Raw genomic sequence first — 25,181 nt, 5'->3', positions numbered from 1 at the left:
CAGGCGCCCCGAACGGCACTTGCTGAGTTTTTGCACCTGTGGCGGTTCTCGGTCAGGACGGGGTTGCGCGCTTCGCACAGGCGGCGACCGGCGCGGGAGCACGAGCGAGGCAGGGAACCCGGCGCAGCGGCGTCGTCGCCCCTCTCTGCTGTCGGCGCTGCTGCCGTCACTCGTGCTGCAAAAACTCAGCACGTGCCATTTCAGGCGCCCCGAACGGCACTTGCTGAGTTTTTGCAGGGGTGGTTCTCAGGGGTGGGGGTGCCCGGGGTGGTTGCTCAGCGCCACTTCGGGACGGGCGGCTGCCACCCGCTCAAGCGGGGCAGGACGTCGTCGGGGCCGTCGGCGACCACCAGCATCTCCCGGTCCTCGGGGCGCACGAAGCCCTCGGTGACCATGTGGTCGAGCATGTCCAGCAGCGGCTGCCAGAACCGGCGCCCGCACAGGCCCACCGGCTTCGCATGTACGCCGAGCTGCTGCCAGGTCCACGCCTCGAAGAACTCGTCCAGGGTCCCTCCGCCGCCGGGCAGGGCGATGAACGCGTCCGCCAGGTCCGCCATGCGCTGCTTGCGCTCGTGCATGGTACGCACCACCTCCAGCTCGCTCAGGCCCGGGTGCGCGATCTCCCCGGAGACCAGGTGCTCGGGCATCACGCCCACCACGCGGCCGCCCGCGTCGAGAGCACCGTCCGCCACGGCACCCATGAGCCCCACCTTGCCGCCGCCGTAGACCACGGTGACTCCGGCGTGGGCGAGCGTGGCTCCGAGGGTCCGGGCCAGCCGCGCGTACTCGGGCGAGGCGCCATCCTTCGCTCCGGTGAACACGGCCACGGAACGGATGACGGGTGAGGTTGCAGTCATGCGGGCCACCCTACCGAGGGGCTCGCACCATCACGGAAGCGCACGTCACTGCCCACTCCGTCGAAAGAGCGCCACCCACCGCCGCCCACTCCATCAAAAGTGCAGCTCTTGACGTCTGGGGCCCGCGAAACGTCAAAAGCTGCACGAGAAATGCGCGGGACGGTGGCGCAGCGGCAGGCGGGGAGCGCCGGACTACGCGTGCGTGGCGAAGAAGATGATCGCCCCGACGATGAACGTGAGCGAGGCCAGCAGCGCGCAGGAGAGCTCCACCAGCATGCCCAGCCCCATGGCCTTCGCAGCGATCCACGAGGTCTCCAGCGCGGTGGTCAGGTTCCTGTTGCGCACGGTCTCCGAGAGCAGCAGACCCAGCACGAAGCCGATGAGCAGCCCCACCACGGGGATCACGAACATGCCGACCACCGCACCGACCACCCCGAAGAGCAGCGTGCGGTTGGGGATGGCCCGGCGTTTCAGGGTGCTGCCGGTCATCACGAGGCTCGCGGACATCCCCGCCACGAGCAGGGTGCCGCCCAGTGCGAGCACCACCCACCCCTCCGGGGCACGCACCACGAACGCCCAGATGAGCAGCCCCACCAGGGCGGTGATGGAGCCGGGCAGCACCGGGACCACGATTCCCACGCAGCCCACGACAATCAGGAGGACGGCCACCACGGTGGCGATGATCTCTGCGGTCACGCAGTCATCGTACGGGCCCGCCCCGGTGAGTCCCGGCCACTCTGCCCGACAACACCGTCGGCGCCCACCAGCCGTGGCCGACGACGGGGCTGGTCCTCCTCCCCCCAACGGCGTCGTCGCCGCCGTCACCGCCCCGGCGCCGCGCCCCGGCCTAAAATGGCATGGAAGAAGCCACTTAAAGATCGGATGCACCGTGCCCTCCCCCGCAGCCACTGAGCGCCCCGCCGCCGCGAAGCCCCGTCGCGGGAGGTCCTGGCACCGCACCGCGGGAAAGCCGGTGCGGTGGTGGCTGGTGGCGCTGGTGGTGGTGATCGGGGTGCACCGGTGGATCCCCGAGACCCGCTGGCTCATGGTGCACATGGTCACGCTGGGGCTGATCACCACGTCCATCATGGTGTGGTCCCAGCACTTCACCGAGGCGCTGCTGCACCACAAGCTCCCGGACACGGACCGACCGCGGCAGATCGTGCGCATCTACGGGGTCACGGCGGGCACGGTGCTGCTGATCGCGGGCATGCTGGGCGGCTGGTGGTGGCTGACGGTCGTGGCGGCCACGGTGATCGGTGCGATGCTCACGTGGCACGGTCTCGCCCTGCTGCGTCAGCTGCGCGAGGCCCTGCCCGCGCGCTTCGGAATCACGGTGCGGTGGTACGCCACGGCGTCCTTCTTCCTCCCCGTGGGTGCCGTCTTCGGCGCGATCCTGGCCCGTGACCTGCCCGCCGAGTGGCACGCGCGGCTGCTGCTGGCCCACCAGGCCGTCAACGTCCTGGGCTTCGTGGGCCTCGCGGTCTCCGCCACGCTCCTCACGCTGTGGCCCACCATCCTGCGCACCCGCATGCGCGACGACGCCGTGCGGCTCTCCCGGATCGCCCTGCCCCTGATGGCCGCGGGCAGCCTGCTCAGCGCCCTCTTCGCGCTGACCGGCCACCCCGCGCTGACCGCCGCCGGGCTCGCCCTCTACACCGTGGGTGCCGCGCTGATCGGTGTCCTCATGCTGCGCACCGCCCAACGACGCCGCCCCGAGGGATACATGGGCTGGTCCCTGGCCTCGGGCGTCGCGTGGCTCGTCGTCACCTCCGCCCTCGCAGCCTGGCTCGTGGCGACCCGCGGCCTGGAGACCTCGGTCGCGCAGACCCTGACCGTCCCGTTCGTGGCCGGGTTCCTGGTGCAGACGCTGTTCGGGGCCATGAGCTACATCCTGCCGTCCACCATGGGCGGCGGACCCGCCGCCGTGCGCGCCTCGCTGGCGGCGATGAACCGGGCGGGCGTCTACCGCGCCACGGTCGCCAACCTCTGCATCGCCCTGTTCGCACTGCCCGCGGGCGTCCTGCCTTCGTGGGTCCGCGCGCTGGTCTCCATCGTGGGCGCGGTGGTGCTCGCGGCCTTCATCCCCCTGATGATCTCCTCCGCCAAGGTCTCGGTGGCCGCACGACGCCGCATGGTCGCCGAACGCGCCGCTCGGGCCTCCTCGGCCGAGGAGGACGCCGCACCGCACGCGGCTGCCTCACCGTCCCGTCCCGGGCGGGCCGGGTCAGTACCGACGCCCAGCTCCTCGGGCGAGGCGGAGCCAGCGAACGCGGGGCACGGCGGGAGCTCGTCCCGGGGCGCCCCGACCCAGCGGGAGGGTGACGGCTCCGCGAGACGACAGAGCGCCGCGTCGTCGTCGGCGGGCGGGGCCTCCCCCCTCACGCAGCTGCTGGCCGGCGTGCTCACCGTGGTGCTCGCCGTGGCGGCGGGGATCGCGATTGCTCCGCAGTCCGCAGGGTTCTCGCTCTCGGGCGGCGGCGGGTCCGCCGCGGAGGGCACCGGGGAGACCACCGAGGTGACGATGCATGCCCGCGAGGACATGCGTTTCGACCCCTCCGAGATCCGTGTGCCCCGGGGCAACCGGCTGGTCATCACCCTGGTCAACGAGGACCCCTCGATGGTGCACGACCTCGTCTTCGCCAACGGCGCGACCTCCGGACGGCTCGATCCCGGAGCCACCGCCACGGTGGACGTGGGAGTCGTGACCGATCCCCTGGACGGGTGGTGCTCGGTGATCGGGCACCGCTCCATGGGCATGACCGTGAACGTGGTCCCCGTGGACGAGAACGGCCAGGCGGTGTCCGGCGACGGAACGCACGACCACTCGTCGGCTGCGGGCGGCGCGGCAGACTCGGGCACCGCTGCCGGTTCGGAGGCGGATCCCGCGCAGTCGGCAGACCTGAATGCCGCCCCGGGGAAGGGTTTCACCACCCGCTCCCCGGTGCTGGAACCGGCTTCCGAGGAGACCGTGCACCGCGTGACGCTGGACGTCCAGGAGGTGGCCCGCGAGGTGGCGCCCGGCGTCACGATGGACGCGTGGACCTACAACGGCCAGTACATGGGACCCACGCTGCGGGGAAAGGTGGGTGACACGTTCGAGGTCACCCTGGAGAACCACGGATCCATGGGCCACTCGGTGGACTTCCACGCCGGGGACGTCTCCCCGGACGAGCCCATGCGCACGATCGCCCCGGGCGAGTCGCTGGTCTACCGCTTCAAGGCCCAGCGCTCCGGGATCTGGCTCTACCACTGCTCGTCCATGCCCATGAGCACGCATGTCGCCGCGGGCATGTTCGGTGCGGTGGTCATCGACCCGCCGGACCTGCCGGCCGTGGACCGCGAGTACCTGCTCGTGCAGAACGAGACCTACCTCTCCGCCCCGGACGAGAACCAGCCGGACGTGCCGGAGGGCGCGGGCGCCGTCGTCGACCCAGAGAAGATCAAGACCGGGCAGCCCACGTTCACGATGTTCAACGGCCACGCCACCCAGTACATGCACGCGCCGTTGACCGCCCGCCCGGACGAACGCGTGCGGATCTGGGTGCTCGCGGCCGGGCCGTCCAAGGGGCTGAGCTTCCACGTGGTGGGCGGCCAGTTCGACACCGTCTACAAGGAGGGCGCCTACCAGCTCACCCCGTCCGCCACGAACAACCCCGGTGGAACGGGCGGCGCCCAGGCCCTGGACCTCGCCTCGGCGCAGGGCGGGTTCGTGGAGCTGAGCTTCCCCGAGGCGGGCACCTACACGTTCGTGAACCACTCCTTCGCGGAAGCGGAACGGGGTGCGAAGGGCCTCATCCGCGTGGCGGACTGAGCGACGGCGCGGCACACGGCCCCGCGGCCCCGCACCACTCGGTGCAGACGCCGCGGGGCCGCTGATTCCTGTCAGGCGGTCACACCTGCGGGATGGTGATGACCTGTCCCGCGCGGATGGTGTGCAGCGAGATCCGGTCCCGGTTCGCCTGGTACAGCTGCGCCACGGTCACGCCAGAGCGCTGCGCGATGGAGCCGAGGGTGTCCCCGGGCTGCACGGTGTACTGCCCCGCACCGATCGTCCCGGTGCCGTTGTCGACGGGCGCGAAGCCGGATCCTCCCGCACCGTTGGCTGCACCGGAGCCGCCCGCACCAGCCGCGTCGGAACCACCGGCCGCGCTACCGCCCGTACCGTTCGTTCCGCCGGACGCACCAGAGCCGCCCGCAGCCCCGCTCGATCCGTCGGACCCCGCGGCACCGCCAGCAGCACCGCCCGCGGCGGCACCTCCCTGACCGGATCCGTCACCGGAGGCACCCGAGCCGTCCTGCGAACCGCTGCCCGCGGCTCCGTCGGCCTGGCCGGAGCCGTCGGAGGATGCCCCACCGGCTGCGCCGTCGCCCGCCGCGCCCGAGGCCCCGTCAGAGGCGCCGTCCGACGCCCCGTCGGACGCCCCCGCCGAGGCACCGTCGGAAGCGCCGCCCGATGCCCCGTCCGAAGCCCCCGTCGATGCCTGTCCGCTCGCCGCCCCGGAGGCCGCGGAAGACGAGGCGGACGCCGAGCCCGAGGCGGCGTCGTCGGCGTCCCCGCCCTGGCTGCACCCGGTGAGCACGAGCGCACCCGCCACGGCGAGCGGTGCAAGTCCCTTGAGGATCCTCTGGTTCATGTTCTCTCCCAACGCCGAGGGCAACCCGAGCGGCCACCCGGTATGATACCCGTCACGCTACCGCACGGGCGTGAAGAAGCCCGGGCGGCGGCTCCATGAACCACCACCCGGGCTTCCACCGGTACGCGCCCCGCGACGTCACGCCACGACGACGTCACGCGCGGGTCACACCGCCGCGATCAGTCCGTCAGCGCACCGCGCAGGGTCCGCAGCGCCACGGACAGTGCCGCGAGCTCGGAGCCGAAGTCGTCAGTGTCGGACATGGACTCGATCTCGTCGAGCACCTCGCGCAGCCGCTCGAGCCGGTCCGCGTTCTCGTGCTCCCACGCACGGACCTTCTCGGAGGCGTCCGCGCCCGGCGTCTCGAGCACCTGCGCGGCGATCGAGACGAGGGTCGCGTAGAGGTCCTCGCGCATCGCGATCCGCGCCATGTTCTCCCACCGCGTGGTCTGCGGCAGCGCGCTGATGCGGTTGAGCAGGTTCTCGAGCCCGTAGCGGTCGTAGAGCGTGAAGTACACGCGCGCGACCATCTGCACGCTCACGCCGTCCTCGTTCGTGGCGGCGAGCGCCTCCCGGGACGACGACGCCGCGCCGTCGGGCCCCACGCCCACCTCGCCCTCGGGGCCGGTGAGGCCCTGGGACTCCGCGAGCCGGGCGACGTCGAGCAGGGCGTAGGCGTCGAGCAGCTCGGCCCACTCCACGGCGAGGTCCCGGGGCACGCCCTGCCGCTCGGCCAGCTCGGCCTCCGCGCGGGTGCGCTCCTGCGACTCGGTGCTCATCAGCTGCTCGGTCCCGAAGCGCATGCGCACCACGGGCCGGTAGGTGTTCACGAGCTCCTGGATGTCCGAGTCCGCGATCTGACGGTGCAGGAACCACCGGACCACGCGGTCCAGCAGACGGCGCATCCTCAGGGACATCCGGTTCCACAGTTCCAGGGGCACGTCCGCGCCCAGGTGGGCGTGCTGGTGCGCGTAGTCCCGCAGCTCGAAGATCTCCATGGCCGCCACGAACGCGCGCGCCATGTCCGCGAGGTCCGCGCCGGAGTCGTCCACCACGCGGTACGCGAAGGCGATGCCGCCGTAGTTGACGATCTGGTTGGCCACGACCGTGGAGATGATCTCCTTGCGCAGCGGGTGGGTCTCCAGCTCGTCTCCGAAGCGCTCCCGGATCTGCGCCGGGAAGTACTGCGAGAGCGTGCCGTGGAACCACGGGTCCTCGGCGAGGTCGCTGTCCACGAGCGCCTTGGTGAGCTGGATCTTCGAGTACGCCGTCAGCACGGAGAGCTCCGGGCCCGTGAGGGGCTCGTTCTGCGTGGCGCGCTCCCGCAGCTGCTCGTCCGAGGGCAGGAACTCCAGCTCTCGGTTGAGGTCCGCGGTCTCCTCGAGCCAGTGCATGAGGCGGATGAACGTCTCGGTGAACTCGACGCCGCGGGCGCGCTCGGTGGTCAGCAGCACGTTCTGCGCCACGTTGGTGCGCAGCACGAGCTCGGCCACCTCATCCGTCATGGACTCGATGAACTCGGCGCGCTCCTCCGGGGAGAGCAGCCCGGCCTGGACCATGCCGTCCACGAGGATCTTGATGTTCACCTCGCGGTCGGAGGACTCCACGCCGCCGGAGTTGTCGATCGCGTCCGTGTTGACCAGCACCCCGTTCAGCGCGGCCTCGATGCGGCCCAGCTGGGTGAGCCCCAGGTTGCCGCCCTCGCCCACGACCTTCACGCGCAGGTCCTCGCCGTTGACGCGGATGGCGTCGTTGGCCTTGTCACCGACCTCCTGGTTGGTCTCCGAGGAGGCCTTCACGTAGGTGCCGATGCCGCCGTTGTAGAGCAGGTCAGCCGGGGCCAGCAGCACGCGGCGCACGAGCTCCTGCGGGCTCAGGGACTCCACGCCGTCCTCGATGCCCAGCGCCTCGCGCACCTGCGGGGTGATGGGCACGGACTTGTCCCGGCGCGAGTACACGCCGCCGCCCTCGGAGATCACGTCCCGGTCGAAGTCCTGCCACGAGGTGCGCCCGGCGGTGAACAGCCGTTCGCGCTCCTGGTAGGAGGCCGCGGCGTCCGGGGTGGGGTCCAGGAACACGTCCCGGTGGTCGAAGGCGGCAATCAGGTGGATGTGCTCGGAGAGCAGCATGCCGTTGCCGAACACGTCCCCGGACATGTCGCCCACGCCCACCACGGTGAACGCCTCGGACTGGGTATCCACGCCCAGCTCGAAGAAGTGGCGCTTGACGGACTCCCACGCGCCGCGGGCGGTGATGCCCATGGCCTTGTGGTCGTAGCCCACGGACCCACCGGACGCGAACGCGTCACCGAGCCAGAAGCCGCGCTCCAGGGAGATCGCGTTGGCGGTGTCGGAGAACGCGGCCGTGCCCTTGTCCGCGGCGACCACCAGGTAGGAGTCGTCTCCGTCGCGGCGCACCACGTTCTCGGGGTGCACCACGGCGTCCCCGGCCACACCGGAGGTCTCGGCCGACCCGCTCGCACCACCCCCGGAGCCCGGGGTGGCATCCCCGCGGGACGACGACGCCGTGTCCTGCGCGGCGCCGGTCTCAGCCTCGCGCTCGATGTTGTCGGTGACGTCCAACAGGGAGGCGATGAACAGCTTGTAGGACTCCCGACCCTCGGTCAGCCAGCCCGCGCGGTCGGTCGCGGGGTCCGGCAGCTGCTTGGGGAAGAAGCCGCCCTTGGCCCCCGTGGGCACGATGACGGCGTTCTTGACCATCTGCGCCTTCACGAGCCCGAGCACCTCCGTGCGGAAGTCCTCGCGGCGGTCGGACCACCGCAGCCCGCCGCGGGCCACCTGGCCGAAGCGCAGGTGCGTTCCCTCCACGCGCGGGGACCAGACCCAGATCTCGTAGGCCGGGCGGGGCTGGGGTGCGGCCGGGATGGCCCCGGGGTCCAGCTTGAACGCCATGGTGGGCCGCTGCTGGAACACGTTCGTGCGCAGGGTCGCGGAGACCACGTCCGCGAGCGCACGGAACAGGCGGTCCGCGTCCAGGCTCGGGACGCCGTCCAGCACGGCGCCCAGTCGCTCGAGTGCCGCGTCCCGGGCGGCCTCGCGAGCAGCGTCGTCGTCCCCGAAGCGCTGCGGGTCGAAGCTCGCCGAGAACAGCTCGGAGATCTCCGCGGTGGCCTCCGGGTAGGCCACGAGGGTGTCCGCGATGTACTCGAAGGAGTTGGAGTAGCCGAGCTGCAGCAGGTAGCGCACGTATGCGCGCAGCACCGCCACGGAGCGCCAGTCCATGCGCTCCGTGAGCACCAGACGGTCCAGGCTGTCCGACTCCGAGCGCCCGGAGAGCACCGCGCACAGCGTGTCCTCGATCAGATCCTCGGTCTTCGCGTCCTCGGGACCCGCCGGGTCCACGCCCGCAGGCAGCTCCACGCCGAAGTCGTAGAGCTGGAACTCGCGCCCGTCCGCCGGGGTCACCGTGTAGGGGCGCTGGTCCAGCACCCGCAGGCCCAGGTTGTGCAGCAGTGGCAGCAGCTCCGTCAGGGACAGGGCCTGCGTGAGATAGATGTTCAGCCGCACCTGGCCGCCGGTCTCGGCCACCCGGACCTCCGCGGGCAGGTCACTGTCACGGCCCCACAGTTCCTCGCAGCGGCGCAGGTCCTGGATGGCCTCCTCGATCTCGTAGTCCTCGCGGTAGGAGCCGGGGAACGCCTCCGCCCACATGGTGCTCAGGGAGAGCGCGTGCTCGGCGTCGAACTCCAGGCCGATGGCCCGGTCCAGGGACTCCGGCCAGGAGCGCACCGCCGCGCGCAGCCGGGACTCGAGCTCCTCGTGGTCGAACTCGCGCACCTCGCCCGTGTAGGGCAGGCGGATCCGGAAGAACACGCGGGCCAGAGAGGAGGACGTCAGGCGCACCTCGAAGTCGATGGCCTCGGCGTCGAAGGCCTCGAAGAGCTGGGCCTCGATGCGCTGGCGTACGGACGTGTTGTACCGGTCACGGGGCAGGTAGACCACCGCGGACATGAAGCGCCCGAAAGTGTCCTGGCGCAGGAACAGCCGGGTCTGGCGGCGCTCGTTGAGCCCGAGCACCCCGCTGGCCGTCTCACAGAGCTCCTCCGCGGACATGTGGAAGAGCTCGTCCCGCGGGTAGTCCTCGATGATGCCCATGAGGTCACGGGCGGAGTGCGAGTCCGGCAGGAAACCGAAGTCCCGGACCACCCGCTCCACCTTCTCCTTCACCAGCGGCGTGAGCTGGGCGGGCACCGAGTACGCGTGGCGGGAGAACAGCCCCAGGATCAGGTACTCGCCGTTCACTTCACCGTCCTGGCCGAACGTGCGTACCCCGATGTAGTCCAGGTACTCCCGGCGGTGGATCGAGGAACGCCGGTTCGCCTTGGTCACGAAGACCACCTGGTGGTCCCGCGCGTGGAGGCTGCCCAGGCCCGTGAGCCGCTGGGCGTGGCCCTCCTGGCCGCGCTCGCGCAGCAGGCCGAGGCCGGTGTCCGGGCGGGAGTGCAGCACGGCGTCGTCGCCGTCCGACTCGAGGTCGTAGCGCTTGATGCCCATGAAGACGAAATTGCCGTCCCGCAGCCACTCGAGGAAGTCCTTGGCGGCCTGGACGTCCGGCAGCTGCGAGCCGTCCGGGAAAGTGAGCTCCTCGAGGGGGTCCAGCGACGCCGCAATCACCCCGGCCTCTTGCAGCATGGCCACCTGGTCCTCGGACACCCGAGTCACGTCCGCCACGAGCTTCTCGATGTGGCGCTGCAGCTCTCCACGCGCGGACTCGTCCAGCGAGCGGTGCAGCTCCATGCGGATCCAGGACTCCACGGCAATCTGGGTGTCCCCGCTCGCCGCGGCTTCCCCCACCAGGTCCCGGGTCAACGGGATGGCCGTGGTGTCGCCGGAGGAGACTGCGGAGATGTTGGGCACGCGCTCCAGTGCGGTGAGCTCGTGCGAGGCGGCGTCCCGCGAGGCCAGCAGCAAGGGGTGCAGCACGAGCTCCGCGCCGCCCCAGTTCGCCGCGATCTCCGTGGTCAGCGTGGAGACCAGGAACGGCATGTCCGTGGTGACCATGTACAGCACCGTCTGGCCGTGGTCCTCCCGGACCTGGATGCACAGGCGGTCCGAACCACGGACCCGCCCCACCTCGCGGTGGGTCTCCGCTCGCTCGGTGAGCACCTGCACGTTCGCGCCCGCCACGTCCGCGTCCGGCACGGAGCGGTAGTACTCGTTGATCCACGACTGCGCGCCTCTCCACTGCGGTCGCGTCCACACTGTGGGGATGACCTGTGAGGTGTCTGGAGGAGGGGTCACTGCTGCATCACGCCTTTTGACTCGTCGAGTTGGTGGTAACTCCACGGCGTGGCACGTGACGCCCGGTCGGGCACCACGGACGGCGCACACGGGACCGCTGCCGGGCCCCGTCCGTCCGTCTCGCTCACGGCCACACTGCCGCATACGCCCCTAACCCTAGGGCCCCGGGAGCACGCGGGCCAGGAAGCGGGTCCGGCGGGCACCTGCATTGCAGAGACCTACACTCTTCCGGGCGCCGATTTGCGCCTTCCCCTCTTGCGGATCCCCGGCACACCGGTTCCACCGCGCACCAGCCGTGCCCGTGGCCGCGAGAGAGCTGAGCACCCATGAGCAACGAGACACCCGCGGAGGTGGTGACGGCGGCCGTCGCCTCCGGCACGGCCAAGGCCACCGAACCCTCCGCAGCTCTCGTGCTGTTCCCGGCCGGGATCACCATCGTGATCCTCATGGTCATTGGGCTGCTCACCGGCGGTTTCGCCCTGACGCCCCTGGCCGCAATGCGCGGTCGCGTGCCCTGGTCCGCTGTGGGCCGCCGCATTCTCCTGGTCGCCATCGGCAAGATCGCCGCCATCTGGCTGCCCGTCATGGCGTTCTACGGCCTGGGCTTCAAGCGCGCCGTGGTCGACTTCTTCGTGGTTCCCGTGGGCATACTCCACCGGGAATCACCGCGGTGCGATGGTTCAGCCGCGGGACTCCTCGGCGCTGGCCGCGGCCACCTCGGCGGAGGTGACGTCCAGGACCTCACCGTTGGCCAGGCTGTGCAGCTGGGTGCCGCGGATCCGGTCCACCGTGAGACGGATGATCGTCCCATGCGCCACCACCATCACGTTCTTGCCCGGGTGGTCCCGGATGATCTGCTGCAGCACCGCGATGCCACGCCGGATCACGTCCTCGGCGGTCTCGCCGTGGTGCTCCATGAAGGCGTGGCGCTCGTCATCGGACATGCCCGTGCAGTCGTAGCCCTCGGCGTCCCCGAAGGCACGCTCCACGAGGTCCTCGTACGTGCCGGACAGCGTCAGCCCGAGCTGCTCGCCGATCAGCTGCGCGGTCTCCCGTGCCCGTGCCAGCGGGGACGAGACGAGCACGTCCCAGTGCCGTCCGGAGGCGGCGAGTTCACGGCCGACCTCGCGCGCCTGCTCCCGGCCGGTCTCGTTGAGGGGGATGTCGGAACGGCCCTGCAGCCGCCCCTGCAGGTTCCAGTCGGTCTGGCCGTGGCGGATCAGTGTCAGGGTCGTTTCAGTCACCCGCCCAACCTACCCCCGTGCGCAGACAGGCCCGGCGGCGTCGTCGTGCCGTACCGACGTAATGCATCGTCAGGCCGTGCAGCGACGCCGCCTCAAGCACCGGCACCGCCCCCGAACCGGCGACCCGCCCTCAGACGCGCGGGTCCTCCTGCGTCTCGATGTCCACGCGCTCCTTGCGCAGAGTGTCCTCCACGACCTCCGTGTGCTCCACGCGCCGGGCGACGAGCCGCACCCGCTGGTAGGGCACCCGCACGGTCTGCACCACGGGCTCGGTGCGGTAGAGGATGACCTCGTCCTCCCCGACCGCCAGCTCCCGTCCGTCCAGGAACGCCTGGCGCTCCTCGGCCGTGACGGCGGTGCGCACCACGTCCGGCTCCTCGGTGGCCACGGTGACCTCCTGGCGCACGGGCTCGCTCACCACGTACTTGCGCAGCCGGGCGCGGCCCGTCTGCTCCTGCTCGCGGTGGATCACGAGCCGCTCCTCGTGGCGGACCACCGAGGCGGCGTCGCGCTCCGTGGCGTCCGAGTGGTGCGGCCCATGCGGGGTCTGTCCCGGCGTGGTGTTCTGTGCTGCCATCGTGTCCTCCAGAGGGCCAGAGTGAGTGTACGACCGAGATTATCAGCAGGGTTCCTGCGGGCCCCGCGCATGTAGCATTCTTAGACCCTGACGGGCCACGGGAGGATGCTGGGATGAGTTACTCGGACGACGGCAACGGATACTTCACACGAGCCCTGGACGCGGAGGACCGCGGTGACCACGCCCTCGCGGAGACCGCGTATCGCCAGGCCATCGAGCTGTTCCGCGAGGGTGAGGGCACCGAGCGGGAGCTCGCCGCGTGCCACTACAACCTGGGCCACGTCTACGTGGTCACGGAGCAGACCAGCAGGGCGGTCGTGGAGTACGGCAAGGCACTGGAGCACTTCGCCGGGCTGGAGGACAGCGGCAGGCACAAGGCGCGCGCCCACCTGATTCTGGGCTCACTGCTCGTGGAGACCGGGGACCTGCGCGCCGCGGAGGACCATCTCCTGGACACCCTCGGCCAGTACCTGGACGCGCCCCACGACCCGAGGGACCAGGCGGACTGCTACGTCAACCTGGCCCGCGTCTACCGCGCGACCCGCCGCCCCACCCAGGCCGTCACCGCCTACAACCGGGCCGTGGACTTCTACCAGGAGGACCCGGAGACCTTCAGGGACCGCTCTGACTGCTTCACCGAGCTCGGCTCCCTCTACGAGAGCACCGGCAAGCTGGACGAGTCCGCGGCGGCCTTCGCGGAGGCCGCCCGGCTGCGGCGCGCCGCCGAGCAGCAGGGGGGCCGCGCGTGAGCTCCCCGCTGGTCTACGGCTGCATGAATCTGGGCGGTTCGTGGGGCCAGGCGGAAATTCCTGCGACCCAGTACGACGTCGCCCGCGACGCCGTCCACGCCGCCCACCGCGCCGGGATCACCCTGTTCGACCACGCGGACATCTACGTGGGCGGGGACTCCGAGACCGTGTTCGGGCGGATCCTCGCGGAGGACGAGTCCCTGCGGCGCTCGGTGCGGATCCAGACCAAGTGCGGGATCAAGCTCCCCGGGAACACCGGCCCGGCGGGTTCGCCGGTGCACTACCGGCTGGACCGGGACTCGATCCGCTCCTCCCTGGAGGGATCCCTGCGGCGGCTGGGCGCAGACCGCGTGGAGCGACTGTTCCTGCACCGCCCGGACCCCCTCACCCCGCTGGGCGAGACCGCCCGTGCGCTGGACGAGCTGCACCGGGAGGGGCTGATCGGCTCGGTGGGGCTCTCCAACATGACGTCCCACCACGTCGCCGCTCTGCAGCAGCTGATGTGCGTACCGCTGAGCGCGGTGCAGATCCAGATGAGCCTCGAGCACCGGGACTTCGTGGAGTCCCAGGTGCTCGCCAACCACCCGGACGGTGCAACGGTCTCCTTCCCCCAGGGGCTGCTCGCGCAGTGCGTTGCGGACGGCATCGAGATCCAGGCGTGGGGTGCCCTGGCCGGTGGGGCGTACTCCGGTGCGCCCGCGCCGTCGTCCGGGGACGGGTCCGCGACGTCGACGGTGGACCGTGACGCCGCGCGTGACGTGGTCGACAGCGCTGGCTGCACGACGGCGACGTCACCGGGGGAGCGCACGAGCGCGCTCGTCGCCGACCTCGCCGCGCGCATGGACCTCTCCCCCGAGGCCGTGGTGGTGGGGTGGTTGCTGCGCCACCCGTACGGCATCCGGCCCGTGGTCGGAACGCTGAATCCGCAACGGATCGCGGCGTGCGCGCAGGCGCCCCGAGCCGCTGAGCTGATGAGCCACGAGGACTGGTACGCGCTGTGGACCGCCGCGCGCGGCCGCCCGCTGCCCTGAGGGGCTCCCCACGTCTGCGCCCTGCGTCGGTCGGCGACGGCGCTGCGCCCGTCTCCGGTGCGCACCCGGCGGTGTGACTTCGTCCGCAATATGGCGGGGTTCTTCAGATGCTCCGTGGCGGCACATTGCCGCGAGTGACGGAACCGGATGAGCTTCGCAGGACCACAAGGGGATCGGCGACTGGGGCAGTCTGAGAGACTGGGCGTATGGAGGTCATGAGTATGTTGCCGGTCAGGCGGCTCGAAGAGCACGCAGCGGCTCCCATGGATCGGCACCGTTGGCCAGCTACGCTCGCGCCGATACGCCAGATCCTGGACTCCGGTTTGGATCTCGGCCCCATGACCGTTCTCGTCGGGGACAACGGGGTGGGGAAATCAACGGTGGTTGAAGCACTGGCCGCTGCCTTCGGCCTCAACCCTGAGGGCGGAACCCACAACGCCATGCATGCTGCCCGTCCTACGGAATCCGACCTCGCTGATCACCTTCAGCTGGTACGCGGCCCGGGCTCCTCCAAGCGGGGGGTCTTCCTGCGGGCGGAGACCATGCACGGCCACTTCAGCTACCTAGAAACAATCGGCCCCAGCAGCCTGCATGAACACAGTCACGGCGAGGCGTTCCTCGACTTCCTGAGTACACGGTCGGGCATTCGCGGGCTATGGATTCTGGACGAGCCCGAATCGGCGCTGTCCTTTTCGGGATGCCTCACTCGCCCTGCTGTGCCAGCTCCAAGCAGAAGGCTCCCAGATTGTCCTCTCAACACACTCCCCGATCCTGGCGGCACTTCCCGAGGCTCACCTGTTCGAGGTAGGGCCCTGGGGCATCCGAGAGTCTTCCTACGATGACCTCGACCTCGTCGAAAACTGGCGCTTGTTTCTCCAGGCACCCGAACGCTATCTCCGCCACCTCGACTGACATCAACGCAGGAATATCCACACCCGACTTCGCCCGTAAGGGGATCCGGTTTCGGGACGGCTCTCACTCCTGGTCTGGACGCGGCTGCTCTTCGAGGACACGACGGACGAAGTCTGCCTTCCCCTCCGTGTACGCTTCACGGTCGGCGGTGTGTTGCGTGGCCAATGTCCGCTTCAGGTCCGCGTAACGATGCATGAGCGGCGGGTCAGCGCACAACGCATCGCGGAATGCCACCTGCTCTTCCCAGCGCGGGCTGCCGGCAGGCAGCAAGTGCAGGTGCGCTGCGCGATGCTCGTCGACCACTTGAACCAGGAAGCGACGCCACGGCCTGGCGTCGAGGTCGGCAGGGACGAGGTGCCAGCCGGCAGCGGACAAGACCTGTGCTACGGAGTCCGCACAGTCAAGATCAACGACGGCGGCTTGCACGTCGATGATCGGCTTGGCCGCCAAGCCTGGCACAGCAGTCGATCCAACGTGCTCGGTTGGGGCAACCAACCAGCGGGCGAGCACTGCATTCAGCTCCCGGCACAGTTGCGCCCCGCGACGCTGCCACTTCTCGTCGGGCGGTTGAACATGCACCTGCTCTGTCGCCCACGCCGGCCACTGGCTCATGAGCACATTGTCCCATTCACCGATCCCCAACCGGGACATCGTGAGGTCATCGCGGTGCAATTGAAGCCCACTGCCGTGAGCACCGCCTGACGGGGCGCAGCGCCCGGGCGTTGGCCCGAGTGAGCGACTGATCATCAGAATCGAAGACCGCGCACGGCGGTGGCCAGGGTAACCTCGAGCAGCTCGCGCTTGCGTGGCTGCGGCACGTCCCGCAGCGCGCCGGAGGTGCACAGCACCGAGATCCCGTGCACCGCGGACCACAGGGCGACGGCCGCGTCGAACCGTGCAGCATGGTCGTCGACGACTGCGGAAGCTTCCCGTTTGAGACCGCCGACGAGTTCCAGCAGCCGGGCGAACGGGCTGTCTCGGGAGTCTTCCTCGGGCAGCTCGAAGCCGCTGGCGAGGCACCGGAACAGCATCTGCCGGTTCAACGCGAACTCGAAGTACCCGCGGCCTGCGGCGATCACCTGCTCCGTCGCCGGGGCATCGGCAGCCACTTCCGATACCGCGTGCTGCATCGATTGTCCGAGGGCGTCCGCTGCGGTGTGGCGGACTGCCTCCAGCAGAGAGTCCTGGCCCGGGAAATGCCGGTAGGCAGCCGAGGGCGAGACGCCGGCGCGGCGTGCGGTCTCCCTCAGTCCGACCGCCTCGGGCCCGCCTTCTGCGGCGAGCTCCACGCCGATGCGCACCATCTCCTCGCGCAGGTTGCCGTGATGGTAAGGCTTGGTGTTGACAGTGTTCACACACTCACGATACCGTCACCACGATGTGGACACCGTTCACATAGTTGTTGTGCGTCCCGTTCCCTGCCCTCATTCGATCGAGGAGATCCCGTGGATCTGCTGCTCCTGTCCCTACTGCTCGTCACCGGCTTCGTGGGCTGCGCGGAATTCGCATCGGTCGCCCTCGTCCACCCCGTGATCCGTCGCCTGCCCGTCGAGGACCAAGTGGTGATGGAGAAAGGGCTGCTGCGCACCTTCGGCCGGGTGATGCCCGTGGGGATGACGGCGGCGGCGATCCTTGCCGGCCTCGGCGTCGCGCGCTACGGCACCGTCTGGTTGGCGATCGCGGCCGGCGTGCTCACCATCGCCCTGGTGGTGACGATCCTCGGCAACGTCCCGCTCAACCTGTGGACGGGTCGCATCCCGGGCGGCGAGGTGCCCCTGGACTTCCAGGCCAAGCGCCGCCGGTGGGACGTGTTCCAGGCCGTGCGCGGCTCATTGCAGCTGATCGGCTTCGTCCTGGTGAGCATCAGCACCGCCGCGTCCTGAGAACGCGGGCGGTTTCACCACCATCACCGGCCCGTACCCCCTGTCCTCCCACTCGACACCTGGAGCCATTCATGTTCACGCTGACCCGCCCCTCCCGCATCGCCGCCGGTTCCCTCCTCCTCGCCATGCTCGGCATCGAGGTCGGGGGCAACTACATCCTTCAGCTCGTCCAGGGCAGTGCACCCGCCACCGAGTTCCAACTGACCTTCTCTCGCGCCGGGCACGGCCACGCGGGGTCGCTGGCCACGCTCGGGCTGGCGACGATTGTGCTGACCGATGCCGCCGGGCTGTCCGGGATCCGCGGGCAGGTGGCGCGCTGGGCAGTCCCGGCCTCGGCGCTGCTCATGCCAGCAGGGTTCTTCCTCTCCTCGGCCGGGGAAGGGGCCACCGAACCGAACACACTGTATCCGCTGATCTACGTGGGGGCGGGCACCCTCGCCGCCGGGCTCGTGACCCTCGGAGGCAGCCTGCTGTCCCAGGGCATCCGGCCCGCCGGCTCGGCGGCCGAAACGCCGTGAGAGCCGTGGCGGGCGAGGACCTCAAGCGCCCCGATGCGGTCACGAGCAGTTCCGCACCTGCCGGGGCCACCCGAGGCCGGCCACGCTCGACGAGCTCCCATGCCCCCATCTGGATGCTCGGGCGGACGATGACCCGTAGTCCCGTAAGCCGAACCCTCACCGGACACCACCGCTGCTCATCGAGAGGAACGACTGTGGCTTCGTTCGCTTGGTGGCGGGGTTTTTGCAGCGCTCCGTGGCGGTCTTGTTGCCGCGATCACGCAGGACTGGCTGCAGGTAGGTGTCGCGGTCTGAACCGAGAGGGGTGCGCCCGGTCGGGGCCGTTTGGATCGCTGCCGCTACGTCAGAGTCCGAAGGCTCCGCCGCTGACGAGGATCACGATGCCGAGGCCGATGAGAACGATGGGGAAGAGGATGTGCTCCCAGCGTTCGAGCACTTCGGCGATCGGGGGGCGGGTGGCGACGAACTTTGCCAGGGCCACCAGGACCGCGACGAGCGCGAGGAAGACGATGCAGTAGGCGACTACTGCGAGAGGTTCCACGCTGAAGAAGACAGGGGTGTAGACGCCGATGTTGTCGCCGCCGTTGGCAAGGGTGACGCCTGCGACTGTCCACACGCCGACCTTCTTGCCGGCAACCTTGGCCTCGTCGTCATCGTCGTCATCGTCTCCGCGCCAGGCCTGCCATGCGGCCCAGAGGCCGAGGCCCAGAGGGATGAGACCGAAGTACGGGATGGCTGCCGAGGGCAGGAATGCTCCGGCGCCGATGGTCACCAGGACCGCGGCACCGAGGATGCCGGCGAAGCCGAGGTACTGGCCGGCCAGAATGCGGGCGGTAGTGTCGCGCTGGCCTACCCCTCGCGCGAAGAAGAGGGAGAGCACGATGATGTCGTCGATGTTGGTCGCTGCGAACAGGCCCATCGCCTGCAAGACCGAGGTGAGGATCATGCGCCCTCCCCAGCTGCGTCGCATCCGGGAAGCGAGCAGGCGGGATCGATGCACGGGGCGTCTTCGTCCACTGCCAGGGTGGCATCGACCAGTGCCGTCAGCGCCTGCGCCAGGTGCGAATCGGCGATCTCATATCGTGTCCGACGACCCTCGGGCTCGGAGACGACGATCCCGCAATCGCGCAGGCATGCCAGGTGGTTGGACACGTTCGGGCGTGTCAGGTCCAGATCTCGGGCCAGTTCCGCCGGGTAAGCGGGATGGTCGAGCAGGGTCAAGATGATCCGGGATCGAGTGGGGTCGGCCAGTGCACGACCCAGGCGGTTCATCACGTCGAGACGCGAAGCAACAGTCAGCATGCACTGAACTATACAGCGCACACTGAACACTCGGTCACAGGCGTCAGCCCAGATCGCATGCCCGTAAGGGGATCCGTCACCGTACGTCGAGCGAGCTCAGTCCTCGACGACTTCTTGCTGTGACTGTCGACGGTAAATGGCGGTGTTCTGGCAGAGGTAATTGGCGGCTGTGGTACTCCTGTGGCCTCAGATGTAGCTGCAGATCTGGGTGGCATCGCACTGGGTGGGGTCGCCTTGGGAGGCGGCCTGGTAGTGCTCGGCCACGGAGGCCCTTAGAGCGGTGAGTTCAGCGATTTGCTGGTCGAGGTCGGTGAGTTGCTGGTCCAGCTGGGCGGCTACGTGGGCGCAGGGGGCCTGCCCGGCGTCGCGTACCTGCAGGATCTTCCGGATCTCGGTCAGGGTGAGTCCGGCGAGTTTGCTGCGGCGGATGAACTGCAGGCGGGCGACGGTCTCTGGTGGGTAGTCGCGGTACCCGTTGGGACCGCGGTGCACCGGGGCGAGAAGTCCTTGCTGTTCGTAGAACCGTAGGGCTTTGGTGGTCATCTCGGCCGCTGCGGCGGCTTCACCGATCCGCACGGTGTACCTCGATCCTGGACTGTCTTGTGGCCTTCCACGGTAGAGGAAGGTTTCGGCGCAGAGTTCTGCCTGACCCGGAGGGGGTCGGTGGTCATCCGGGTTCGGTGCGGGAGCGGTCGGTTTCGACGGCCTGCCAGGTCTTGCGGGCGGCGATGAGCACCGGGTCCCACGCCGGGGAGAAGGGTGGGGCGTAGGAGAGGTCGATGTTGAGCAGCTCCTCCACCGGGGTCTCGTGCCACAGCGCCACGGAGAGCACGTCGATGCGTTTGGCCGCGCCTTCTTCCCCGACGATCTGGGCGCCGAGCAGTCGTCCGGTGCCGCGTTCGGCGATGAGCTTGGTGCGGATGGGTTTGGCCCCGGGGTAGTAGCCGGCCCGGGTGGTGGAGTCGACCACCGCGGTGATGGGGTCGAACCCGGCTGCCTGCGCTTCGAGTTCCCCGAGGCCGGTGCGTCCGACTTCGACGTCGCAGATCTTGGTCACGGCGGTGCCGAGCACTCCGGGGAAGGTGGCGTAGCCGCCGCCGATGTTGATTCCGGCGGTGCGGCCTTCCTTGTTGGCGTGGGTGCCCAGCGGGAGGGCCACGTGGCGGCGGGAGACGCGGTGGAACTTCTCCACGCAGTCCCCGGCTGCCCACACCCCCTCGATGCCGGTGCGCAGCCGGCGGTCCACCGTGATCGCACCCGTCGCCCCCAGGGGGATCCCGGCGCGGGCGGCCAGGGCGGTGTTCGGGGTCACACCCAGGCCCAGGATCACCAGATCGGTGGGGATGGTGGCCTGGTCGGTGACCACGGCGGTGACCTGCCCGTTGTGGGTGTCGAAGCCGGTGACGGTCTCCTCCATCCGCACCTCCATCCCGAAGCCTTCCATCGCGGAGGCGATGAGCGCGCCCATGTCGGGGTCCAGGCCCGGCAGCGGGGCCGGGGGGCGTCCGATCACGGTGATGTCCACGCCCCAGGCGCACAGGGCCTCGGCCAGCTCCAGGCCGATGTAGCCGGCCCCGACGACCACCGCCCGGCCCGGCCGGTCCTGCTCCAGCACTGCGCGCAGGGCGAGGCCGTCGTCGAGGGTCTGGACCCCGTGGATGCCGTGTGCCCCGATCCCGGGCAGGGGCGGGCGTGCCGGGGTGGCGCCGGTGGCGACCATGAGCTGGTCGAAGCCCTCCCACCTCTCCCGGCCGGCGGCCAGGTCGCGGACCAGTACGGCGCGGCGGTGGAGGTCGATCTCCAGGACCTCATGGCCGGTGCGGGCGTCGATGGCGTGGTGGTCGCGGAACTGCTGCGGGGTGCGGGCGATCAGCTCCGTGGTGTCGGCGACGTCCTTGCCGATGAAGTAGGGAATGCCGCAGGCCGAATACGAGGTGTAGTGACCGCGTTCGAAGGCCACGATCTCCAACTGCTCCCGGGGTAGCTGGCGGCGGGCGGCGGAGGCCGCGCTCATCCCCGCGGCATCCCCGCCGATGACGACCAATCGCTGGACCATGACTACCCCTTTCGTGCAGTGGCTCGTGAAGCGTGGGCCTGAGGCCGTGCTCGATGTTCAAGACCTCTGGCTCCACCCGTGGGTGGAGGGCCGGCCCGCTCGAGGCCGGTCCTCAGGCGGCGCAGCAGGAGAGTTTGGAGACGTCGGTGCGGAAGGACTGGGCGGCGATCTTGAGTCCTTCGGCCATCGTCAGATACGGGCACCACAGGGTGGCGACCTGATCCACCGTCATCGAGGCGGAGAGCATGTAGACGCCCGCCGCGGCAAGCTCCCCGGCGTCCTTGGCCACCGCGGTGATGCCCACGACGCGTCCGGTCTCTGCCTCGGCGACGATCTTGACGAACCCGCGGGTGTCACGGTTGACCAGCGCCCTCGGCACGTACTCCAGGGGCAGCACCCGGCATTCGCAGGCCAGACCGGCCTGCCGGGCCTGCTGGTCGGTCATGCCCACCGCCGCGATGGCCGGGGTGGTGAAAGTGACCCGCGGCAGGTGGGTGTAGTCGATCTCCTGGCCGGTGTGGTGAAAGGCGTTCTCCACTGCGGTGACCCCGTGGGCCGAGGCCACGTAGACGTACTGGGGGTGCCCGGTCACGTCCCCGGCCGCCCACACCCTGGGGTGGGAGGTGGCCATCCGGGCGTCGACCACGATCTCGCCGTGCTCACCGGTGTCCACCCCGACCGAGCCGAGGTCCAGGTTCTCGGTGACCGGACGGCGCCCGACCGCGACCATGAGCCGGGTCGCCCGCAGGGTTTCCTGCCCGCCCGGGCCCGTGACGGTGGCCACCACCTCCCCGGTATCCCGGTCGGGAGCCACGGAGGAGACGGTGGCCCGGCGGAGCACCCGGATGCCCTCCTCGGCGAACACGCCCATCAAGGTGCGGGAGACCTCCGGTTCCTCATGGGAGGCCAGCCGGGACCGCACGACCATGGTGACCTTCGAGCCCAGGCGGGCGAAGAGCTGAGCCTGCTCCATGCCCACGTACCCGCCGCCGATGATCAGCAACGACTCCGGCACCTCGTCCAGGTCCATGGCCGTGGTGGACGTCAGGTAGTCCACCTCCGCCAAGCCCTCGACGTCCGGGACGATCGGGGTGGAGCCGGTGGCCACCAGATAATGGGCCGCCCGCACCTGCTGACGGGTACCGTCGGCTCCGGTGACCTCCAGCGCCGGGTCCTCGGCGGTTCCGGTGAACACGGCTTCGCCGGTGGCCAGTTCCCAGCCGTAGTCGGCGATCAGATCGAGGTACTTGTCCGAGCGCATCCCCTCCACCAGCGCGTCCTTACCGGTGATCAGCCCGGGCATGTCCACTCCGGCGGCCGACGTGCTCAGGCCGGGGAACCGTCCTGTGGCGTCCAGCGCCATGTGGCGGGCCTCGGCGGCGGCCAGCAGCGCCTTCGACGGCACGCACCCGGTGTTCACACAGGTACCCCCGACCATGGCACGCTCGACCATCACCACTGATTTGCCGAGATTGGTGGCCCGGATCGCGGCGGCGAAAGCACCACCGCCGGAACCGATGATCGCCAGGTCCACTTCGTGCGTTCCAGTCTCAGGCATGGCCGGCCTCCGTAAATCCGTGATGAAGGCCCCGAGTGGCCTTCTGTGTGCTGCGCTCTGCGCCCAGCCTGCACCTTCCCCTAGAGAGGAAGGTCAAGACGTCGTCGCGGCAACGTCGTGTGCACGACCGTATTCGCCGCAGACCCGGCGGCCTTCTCGAGGAGTCGCTGCCAAAGGCCACTGTCTGGCTGGTGGATCTCAGGAGCCGGTGGCCGGCCTGTGTGGTCAGTGACCGATGAGGAGTGCGTCGCGGGCGGCTTCGACGACTTCGGGGGTGACGGTGGCCAGGTGATTGATCTCCAGGATGCGTCTGATCTGGGTGAGGAGGCGGTCGACGAGGCGGAAGTTGCCGCCGGTGATCCGGGCGATGGTGGCGACTGCGACCGTCTGGGTGAACTCGTCGTCACCGGCCAGTCCGTCGGTGTGCCAGCGGCGGACCAGGACGGCGGTGAGCTCTTCAGGGGTGAGCTGGCGGTATTCGTGGGCGAAACCGACCCGGCTGTAGAGCTGGGGGTAGCGCCCCAGGCGCTTGTCGATGCCGGGCATCCCGATGAGGATCATCCCGATGGTGTGGCGGTCGTAGTAGTCGCGAACCTGTTCCAGTCCGGTCGTCTTGAGCCGGTCGGCCTCGTCGATGATGAGCAGCTCGGTGAGCCCGGAGGACCGCGATTCGGGGTGCACGAACGGGTCGACCCGGCCGTGGCGGTGGTAGTCGATGGCGTAGGAGATCTGCTGGCAGGACCGCGGCAGGGCTTGGTCGACCTGGCGGGGGCTGGCGTTGACGGTCGGGGTCCACAGCGCGGTGCGGGCCTGCAGGACCCGCTCGGGAATGGGGCCGGGCCCGCGGTCCTCGCCCAGGTCTCGTTGCCACTGCTCCCATTCCGGGGCCCCGGCGTAGTGCCGGGCCGAGAGCGTCTTGCCGACCCCGGGTGGGCCCCAGCAAACGCCGATGTAGCGGTGGGCGCGGACGGTGTCGGCGAACTCGGTGAAGCGGCGGTGCTCCCGCGTGGGCAAGAACGCCGGTGCGCCCGGATACGGGGGTGAGGTGAGCCCGTTGATCTCTCCGAACGTGCCGGAGAGGAACCGCCGGCCGTCGTCGTCCTTGCCCAGCAAGCTCCGCGTGGAGTCGGGCTCAGTCGGTGGCATAGGTCCGCAACCGGTGTCGGGGCGCCCGATCCGCCGGCATGTGCTCCGCTGGGTCCAGCGCCGGGGCGGGTGGTGGTGCCCAGCGGTCGTCGGTGGGCAGGGCGTCGGCGAGACTGCGCCGGGCGCGCAGCTGCTGCTTGAGCGCGGCGCGCCGGGCGCCCCGGGCCTGCTGCAGCTGCTGGAGGGTGACCGTCTCGGCGGCCAGTTCGGGGGCGATCGCCCGACACAGGTAGGTGTCCTGGTGGTAGACGCGCACCTCGCCGGCGTCGCGGGGGTCGTAGCGGATGGTCACGGTCTCAGAGACATAGGCGGCCAGCACCGGGGAGATGTAGCGGGTGCCCTGGAAGCGGATGCCGTCGCGCTGGACGATGCGGGTGGTCGCGGCGGTGAGCAACAACAGGTCGAGGTCCTCGCCCCGGGCCGGGGCCCGGGGAATCCACCCGGCCCCGATCCAGCGGGCGGCCGGGGCCTGGCCGGTCTCGGAGTGCACCCGACAGTGGTAGTCCTCGATGAGGTAGCGCCCCAGCACCGCGTCGAGCTGCTCCAGGCTCAGGGCGGGTGGTGAGGTGGGCCTGCCGCCGGTGCCGTGCGGGATGTACCCGGGCAGGTGCGGGAGCACCTCGGTGGTGATCGTACCGTAGAAGCGTTCGATCTTCCCCCGACCCTGCGGGACCCCGACACGGGAGTGGATCAGCCGGATGTGGGTGTCCAGGCAGACCCGCTCCAGCCGGGTGCTGGTGAAGTCGGCCCCGTGGTCGCTGTAGAGCACCTCGGGCAGCCCCTGCACCGGCCACCGCGGGTCAGGCTTGGCCCGCACCGCCTGGTGCAAGGCCAGGGCGGTCTGCTCGGCATTCGGGGCGCCGAGGAAAACGGTGTAGCCCGCGACCGCGCGGGAGTAGTCATCGAGGATCACGGTCAGCCACGGCCGCACCGGGCGTCCCCGGTGCTCGAGGATCTCGACGTCGAGCAGAGTGTGGTCGGCCTGCCACTGCTCATTGGGCCTCACCGCCGACCGCCGGTGCACCAGCTCGAACCGGTCCCGGTAGGCGGTGTCTCCTTCCAGGGCCAGGGTGCGCAGCCCGGGGTCGATGGCGGCGATCACACTGCGCACGCTCGAGTAGCTCGGGGGCGCCCAGCCGCGCTCCGGGGCCAGATCGCACACCCGGCGGTGGATGAACGTGGTCGTCGGTGCCGGCCTGCGCAGTGCCAGGGCCTCGATCACCGCGATCAGCTCCTGAGGCAGCCGGCGGTGACCGCGGTCGCTGCGGGCCTTGCGCTGCAGACCGGCTGCGGACGAGTCCGTCCGGTACTCGGCGGCCCAGCGCTGCAGGGTGCGGACCGAGACCTGGGCGTGGGCGGCGAGCCGGGTCAGCGGCACCCCCTCATCGAGGTGCTGGCACAGCAGTGCCGCCTTCTCCTGCGGACTCAGCTGCACTACCACCATCACCCC

Annotated in this window: 20 protein-coding genes; 5 read left to right on the top strand and 15 right to left on the bottom strand. The window is 70.1% G+C overall.

Features of this window, described 5'->3' with window-relative positions; translation table 11 throughout:
* Positions 1-275: 275 nt before the first annotated feature.
* Together FS770_RS08515 and FS770_RS08510 are read right to left on the bottom strand one after the other, a co-directional pair.
* Positions 276-857 (bottom strand): LOG family protein, encoded by a 582-nt coding sequence (locus tag FS770_RS08515; protein ID WP_145011148.1) that lies wholly within the window; start codon positions 855-857, stop codon positions 276-278.
* A gap of 192 nt (positions 858-1,049) precedes the next feature.
* Positions 1,050-1,553 carry a DUF456 domain-containing protein gene (locus FS770_RS08510; protein WP_145011145.1) on the bottom strand — a complete coding sequence of 168 codons (504 nt, stop codon included), beginning with the start codon at positions 1,551-1,553 and terminating at the stop codon, positions 1,050-1,052.
* A gap of 193 nt (positions 1,554-1,746) precedes the next feature.
* Between FS770_RS08510 and FS770_RS08505 the strand changes: the two genes are divergently transcribed.
* A complete protein-coding gene (locus FS770_RS08505; protein ID WP_244944833.1) occupies positions 1,747-4,671 on the top strand; it encodes a multicopper oxidase domain-containing protein in 2,925 nt (974 codons plus the stop codon).
* Between the two features lie 79 nt (positions 4,672-4,750).
* Here the strand turns inward: FS770_RS08505 and FS770_RS08500 are convergent, their stop codons facing one another.
* From FS770_RS08500 to FS770_RS08480, 4 genes are all read right to left on the bottom strand, one after another.
* Positions 4,751-5,494 (bottom strand): LysM peptidoglycan-binding domain-containing protein, encoded by a 744-nt coding sequence (locus tag FS770_RS08500; protein ID WP_145011142.1) that lies wholly within the window; start codon positions 5,492-5,494, stop codon positions 4,751-4,753.
* A gap of 179 nt (positions 5,495-5,673) precedes the next feature.
* The gene (locus tag FS770_RS08495) at positions 5,674-10,755 is read right to left on the bottom strand and encodes an NAD-glutamate dehydrogenase (protein WP_145011139.1); all 5,082 of its coding nucleotides are present in this window, start codon (positions 10,753-10,755) and stop codon (positions 5,674-5,676) included.
* A 680-nt stretch (positions 10,756-11,435) separates the two neighbouring features.
* A complete protein-coding gene (locus FS770_RS08485) occupies positions 11,436-11,999 on the bottom strand; it encodes a histidine phosphatase family protein (protein ID WP_055084075.1) in 564 nt (187 codons plus the stop codon).
* A gap of 130 nt (positions 12,000-12,129) precedes the next feature.
* Positions 12,130-12,576: a YsnF/AvaK domain-containing protein gene (locus FS770_RS08480; protein ID WP_145011136.1), complete on the bottom strand. Its 447-nt coding sequence runs from the start codon at positions 12,574-12,576 to the stop codon at positions 12,130-12,132.
* A gap of 113 nt (positions 12,577-12,689) precedes the next feature.
* On the opposite strand from FS770_RS08480, the gene FS770_RS08475 reads away from it, so the two are divergent.
* Positions 12,690-13,325: a tetratricopeptide repeat protein gene (locus FS770_RS08475; protein ID WP_145011133.1), complete on the top strand. Its 636-nt coding sequence runs from the start codon at positions 12,690-12,692 to the stop codon at positions 13,323-13,325.
* Positions 13,322-14,356, top strand: a complete 1,035-nt coding sequence (locus FS770_RS08470) for an aldo/keto reductase (protein ID WP_144943280.1) — start codon at positions 13,322-13,324, stop codon at positions 14,354-14,356. The genes FS770_RS08475 and FS770_RS08470 overlap by 4 nt, the downstream gene beginning before the upstream one ends.
* Before the next feature lie 975 nt (positions 14,357-15,331).
* Here FS770_RS08470 and FS770_RS08460 read toward each other — a convergent pair.
* Positions 15,332-15,880: a GrpB family protein gene (locus FS770_RS08460; protein ID WP_144943282.1), complete on the bottom strand. Its 549-nt coding sequence runs from the start codon at positions 15,878-15,880 to the stop codon at positions 15,332-15,334.
* Between the two features lie 134 nt (positions 15,881-16,014).
* Positions 16,015-16,623, bottom strand: a complete 609-nt coding sequence (locus tag FS770_RS08455; protein WP_144943283.1) for a TetR/AcrR family transcriptional regulator — start codon at positions 16,621-16,623, stop codon at positions 16,015-16,017.
* Between the two features lie 90 nt (positions 16,624-16,713).
* On the opposite strand from FS770_RS08455, the gene FS770_RS08450 reads away from it, so the two are divergent.
* Positions 16,714-17,151 (top strand): anthrone oxygenase family protein, encoded by a 438-nt coding sequence (locus FS770_RS08450; protein ID WP_144943284.1) that lies wholly within the window; start codon positions 16,714-16,716, stop codon positions 17,149-17,151.
* A 71-nt stretch (positions 17,152-17,222) separates the two neighbouring features.
* Complete coding sequence (locus tag FS770_RS08445; RefSeq protein WP_144943285.1) at positions 17,223-17,669, top strand: hypothetical protein; 447 nt, start codon at positions 17,223-17,225, stop codon at positions 17,667-17,669.
* Between the two features lie 343 nt (positions 17,670-18,012).
* Here FS770_RS08445 and FS770_RS08440 read toward each other — a convergent pair whose 3' ends face one another.
* The 7 genes from FS770_RS08440 to FS770_RS08410 all read right to left on the bottom strand — a co-directional run bounded on the left by FS770_RS08440 (position 18,013) and on the right by FS770_RS08410 (position 25,175).
* Positions 18,013-18,615, bottom strand: a complete 603-nt coding sequence (locus FS770_RS08440; RefSeq protein WP_144943286.1) for a cadmium resistance transporter — start codon at positions 18,613-18,615, stop codon at positions 18,013-18,015.
* On the bottom strand, positions 18,612-18,971 hold the full coding sequence (gene cmtR / locus FS770_RS08435) for a Cd(II)/Pb(II)-sensing metalloregulatory transcriptional regulator CmtR (protein WP_144943287.1): 360 nt from the start codon (positions 18,969-18,971) through the stop codon (positions 18,612-18,614). The genes FS770_RS08440 and cmtR overlap by 4 nt, the downstream gene beginning before the upstream one ends.
* A 186-nt stretch (positions 18,972-19,157) precedes the next feature.
* Positions 19,158-19,547, bottom strand: a complete 390-nt coding sequence (locus FS770_RS08430; RefSeq protein ID WP_083529209.1) for a heavy metal-responsive transcriptional regulator — start codon at positions 19,545-19,547, stop codon at positions 19,158-19,160.
* 91 nt (positions 19,548-19,638) lie between these two features.
* Positions 19,639-21,027 (bottom strand): FAD-dependent oxidoreductase, encoded by a 1,389-nt coding sequence (locus tag FS770_RS08425; protein ID WP_058857607.1) that lies wholly within the window; start codon positions 21,025-21,027, stop codon positions 19,639-19,641.
* A 112-nt stretch (positions 21,028-21,139) separates the two neighbouring features.
* Entirely contained in the window at positions 21,140-22,585 is a 1,446-nt protein-coding gene (gene merA / locus FS770_RS08420; RefSeq protein WP_058857606.1) for a mercury(II) reductase, read from the bottom strand.
* Positions 22,586-22,810: 225 nt separating this feature from the next.
* Positions 22,811-23,731 (bottom strand): AAA family ATPase, encoded by a 921-nt coding sequence (locus FS770_RS08415; protein ID WP_083529208.1) that lies wholly within the window; start codon positions 23,729-23,731, stop codon positions 22,811-22,813.
* Positions 23,718-25,175, bottom strand: coding sequence for a Mu transposase C-terminal domain-containing protein (locus tag FS770_RS08410; protein ID WP_058857605.1), 1,458 nt, complete (start codon positions 25,173-25,175; stop codon positions 23,718-23,720). The genes FS770_RS08415 and FS770_RS08410 overlap by 14 nt, the downstream gene beginning before the upstream one ends.
* Between the last annotated feature and the right edge of the window lie 6 nt (positions 25,176-25,181).

This window comes from Kocuria salsicia (assembly GCF_007681555.1).
Lineage (GTDB): Bacteria > Actinomycetota > Actinomycetes > Actinomycetales > Micrococcaceae > Kocuria > Kocuria salsicia.
This window is presented reverse-complemented; position numbering and strand designations above follow the sequence as displayed.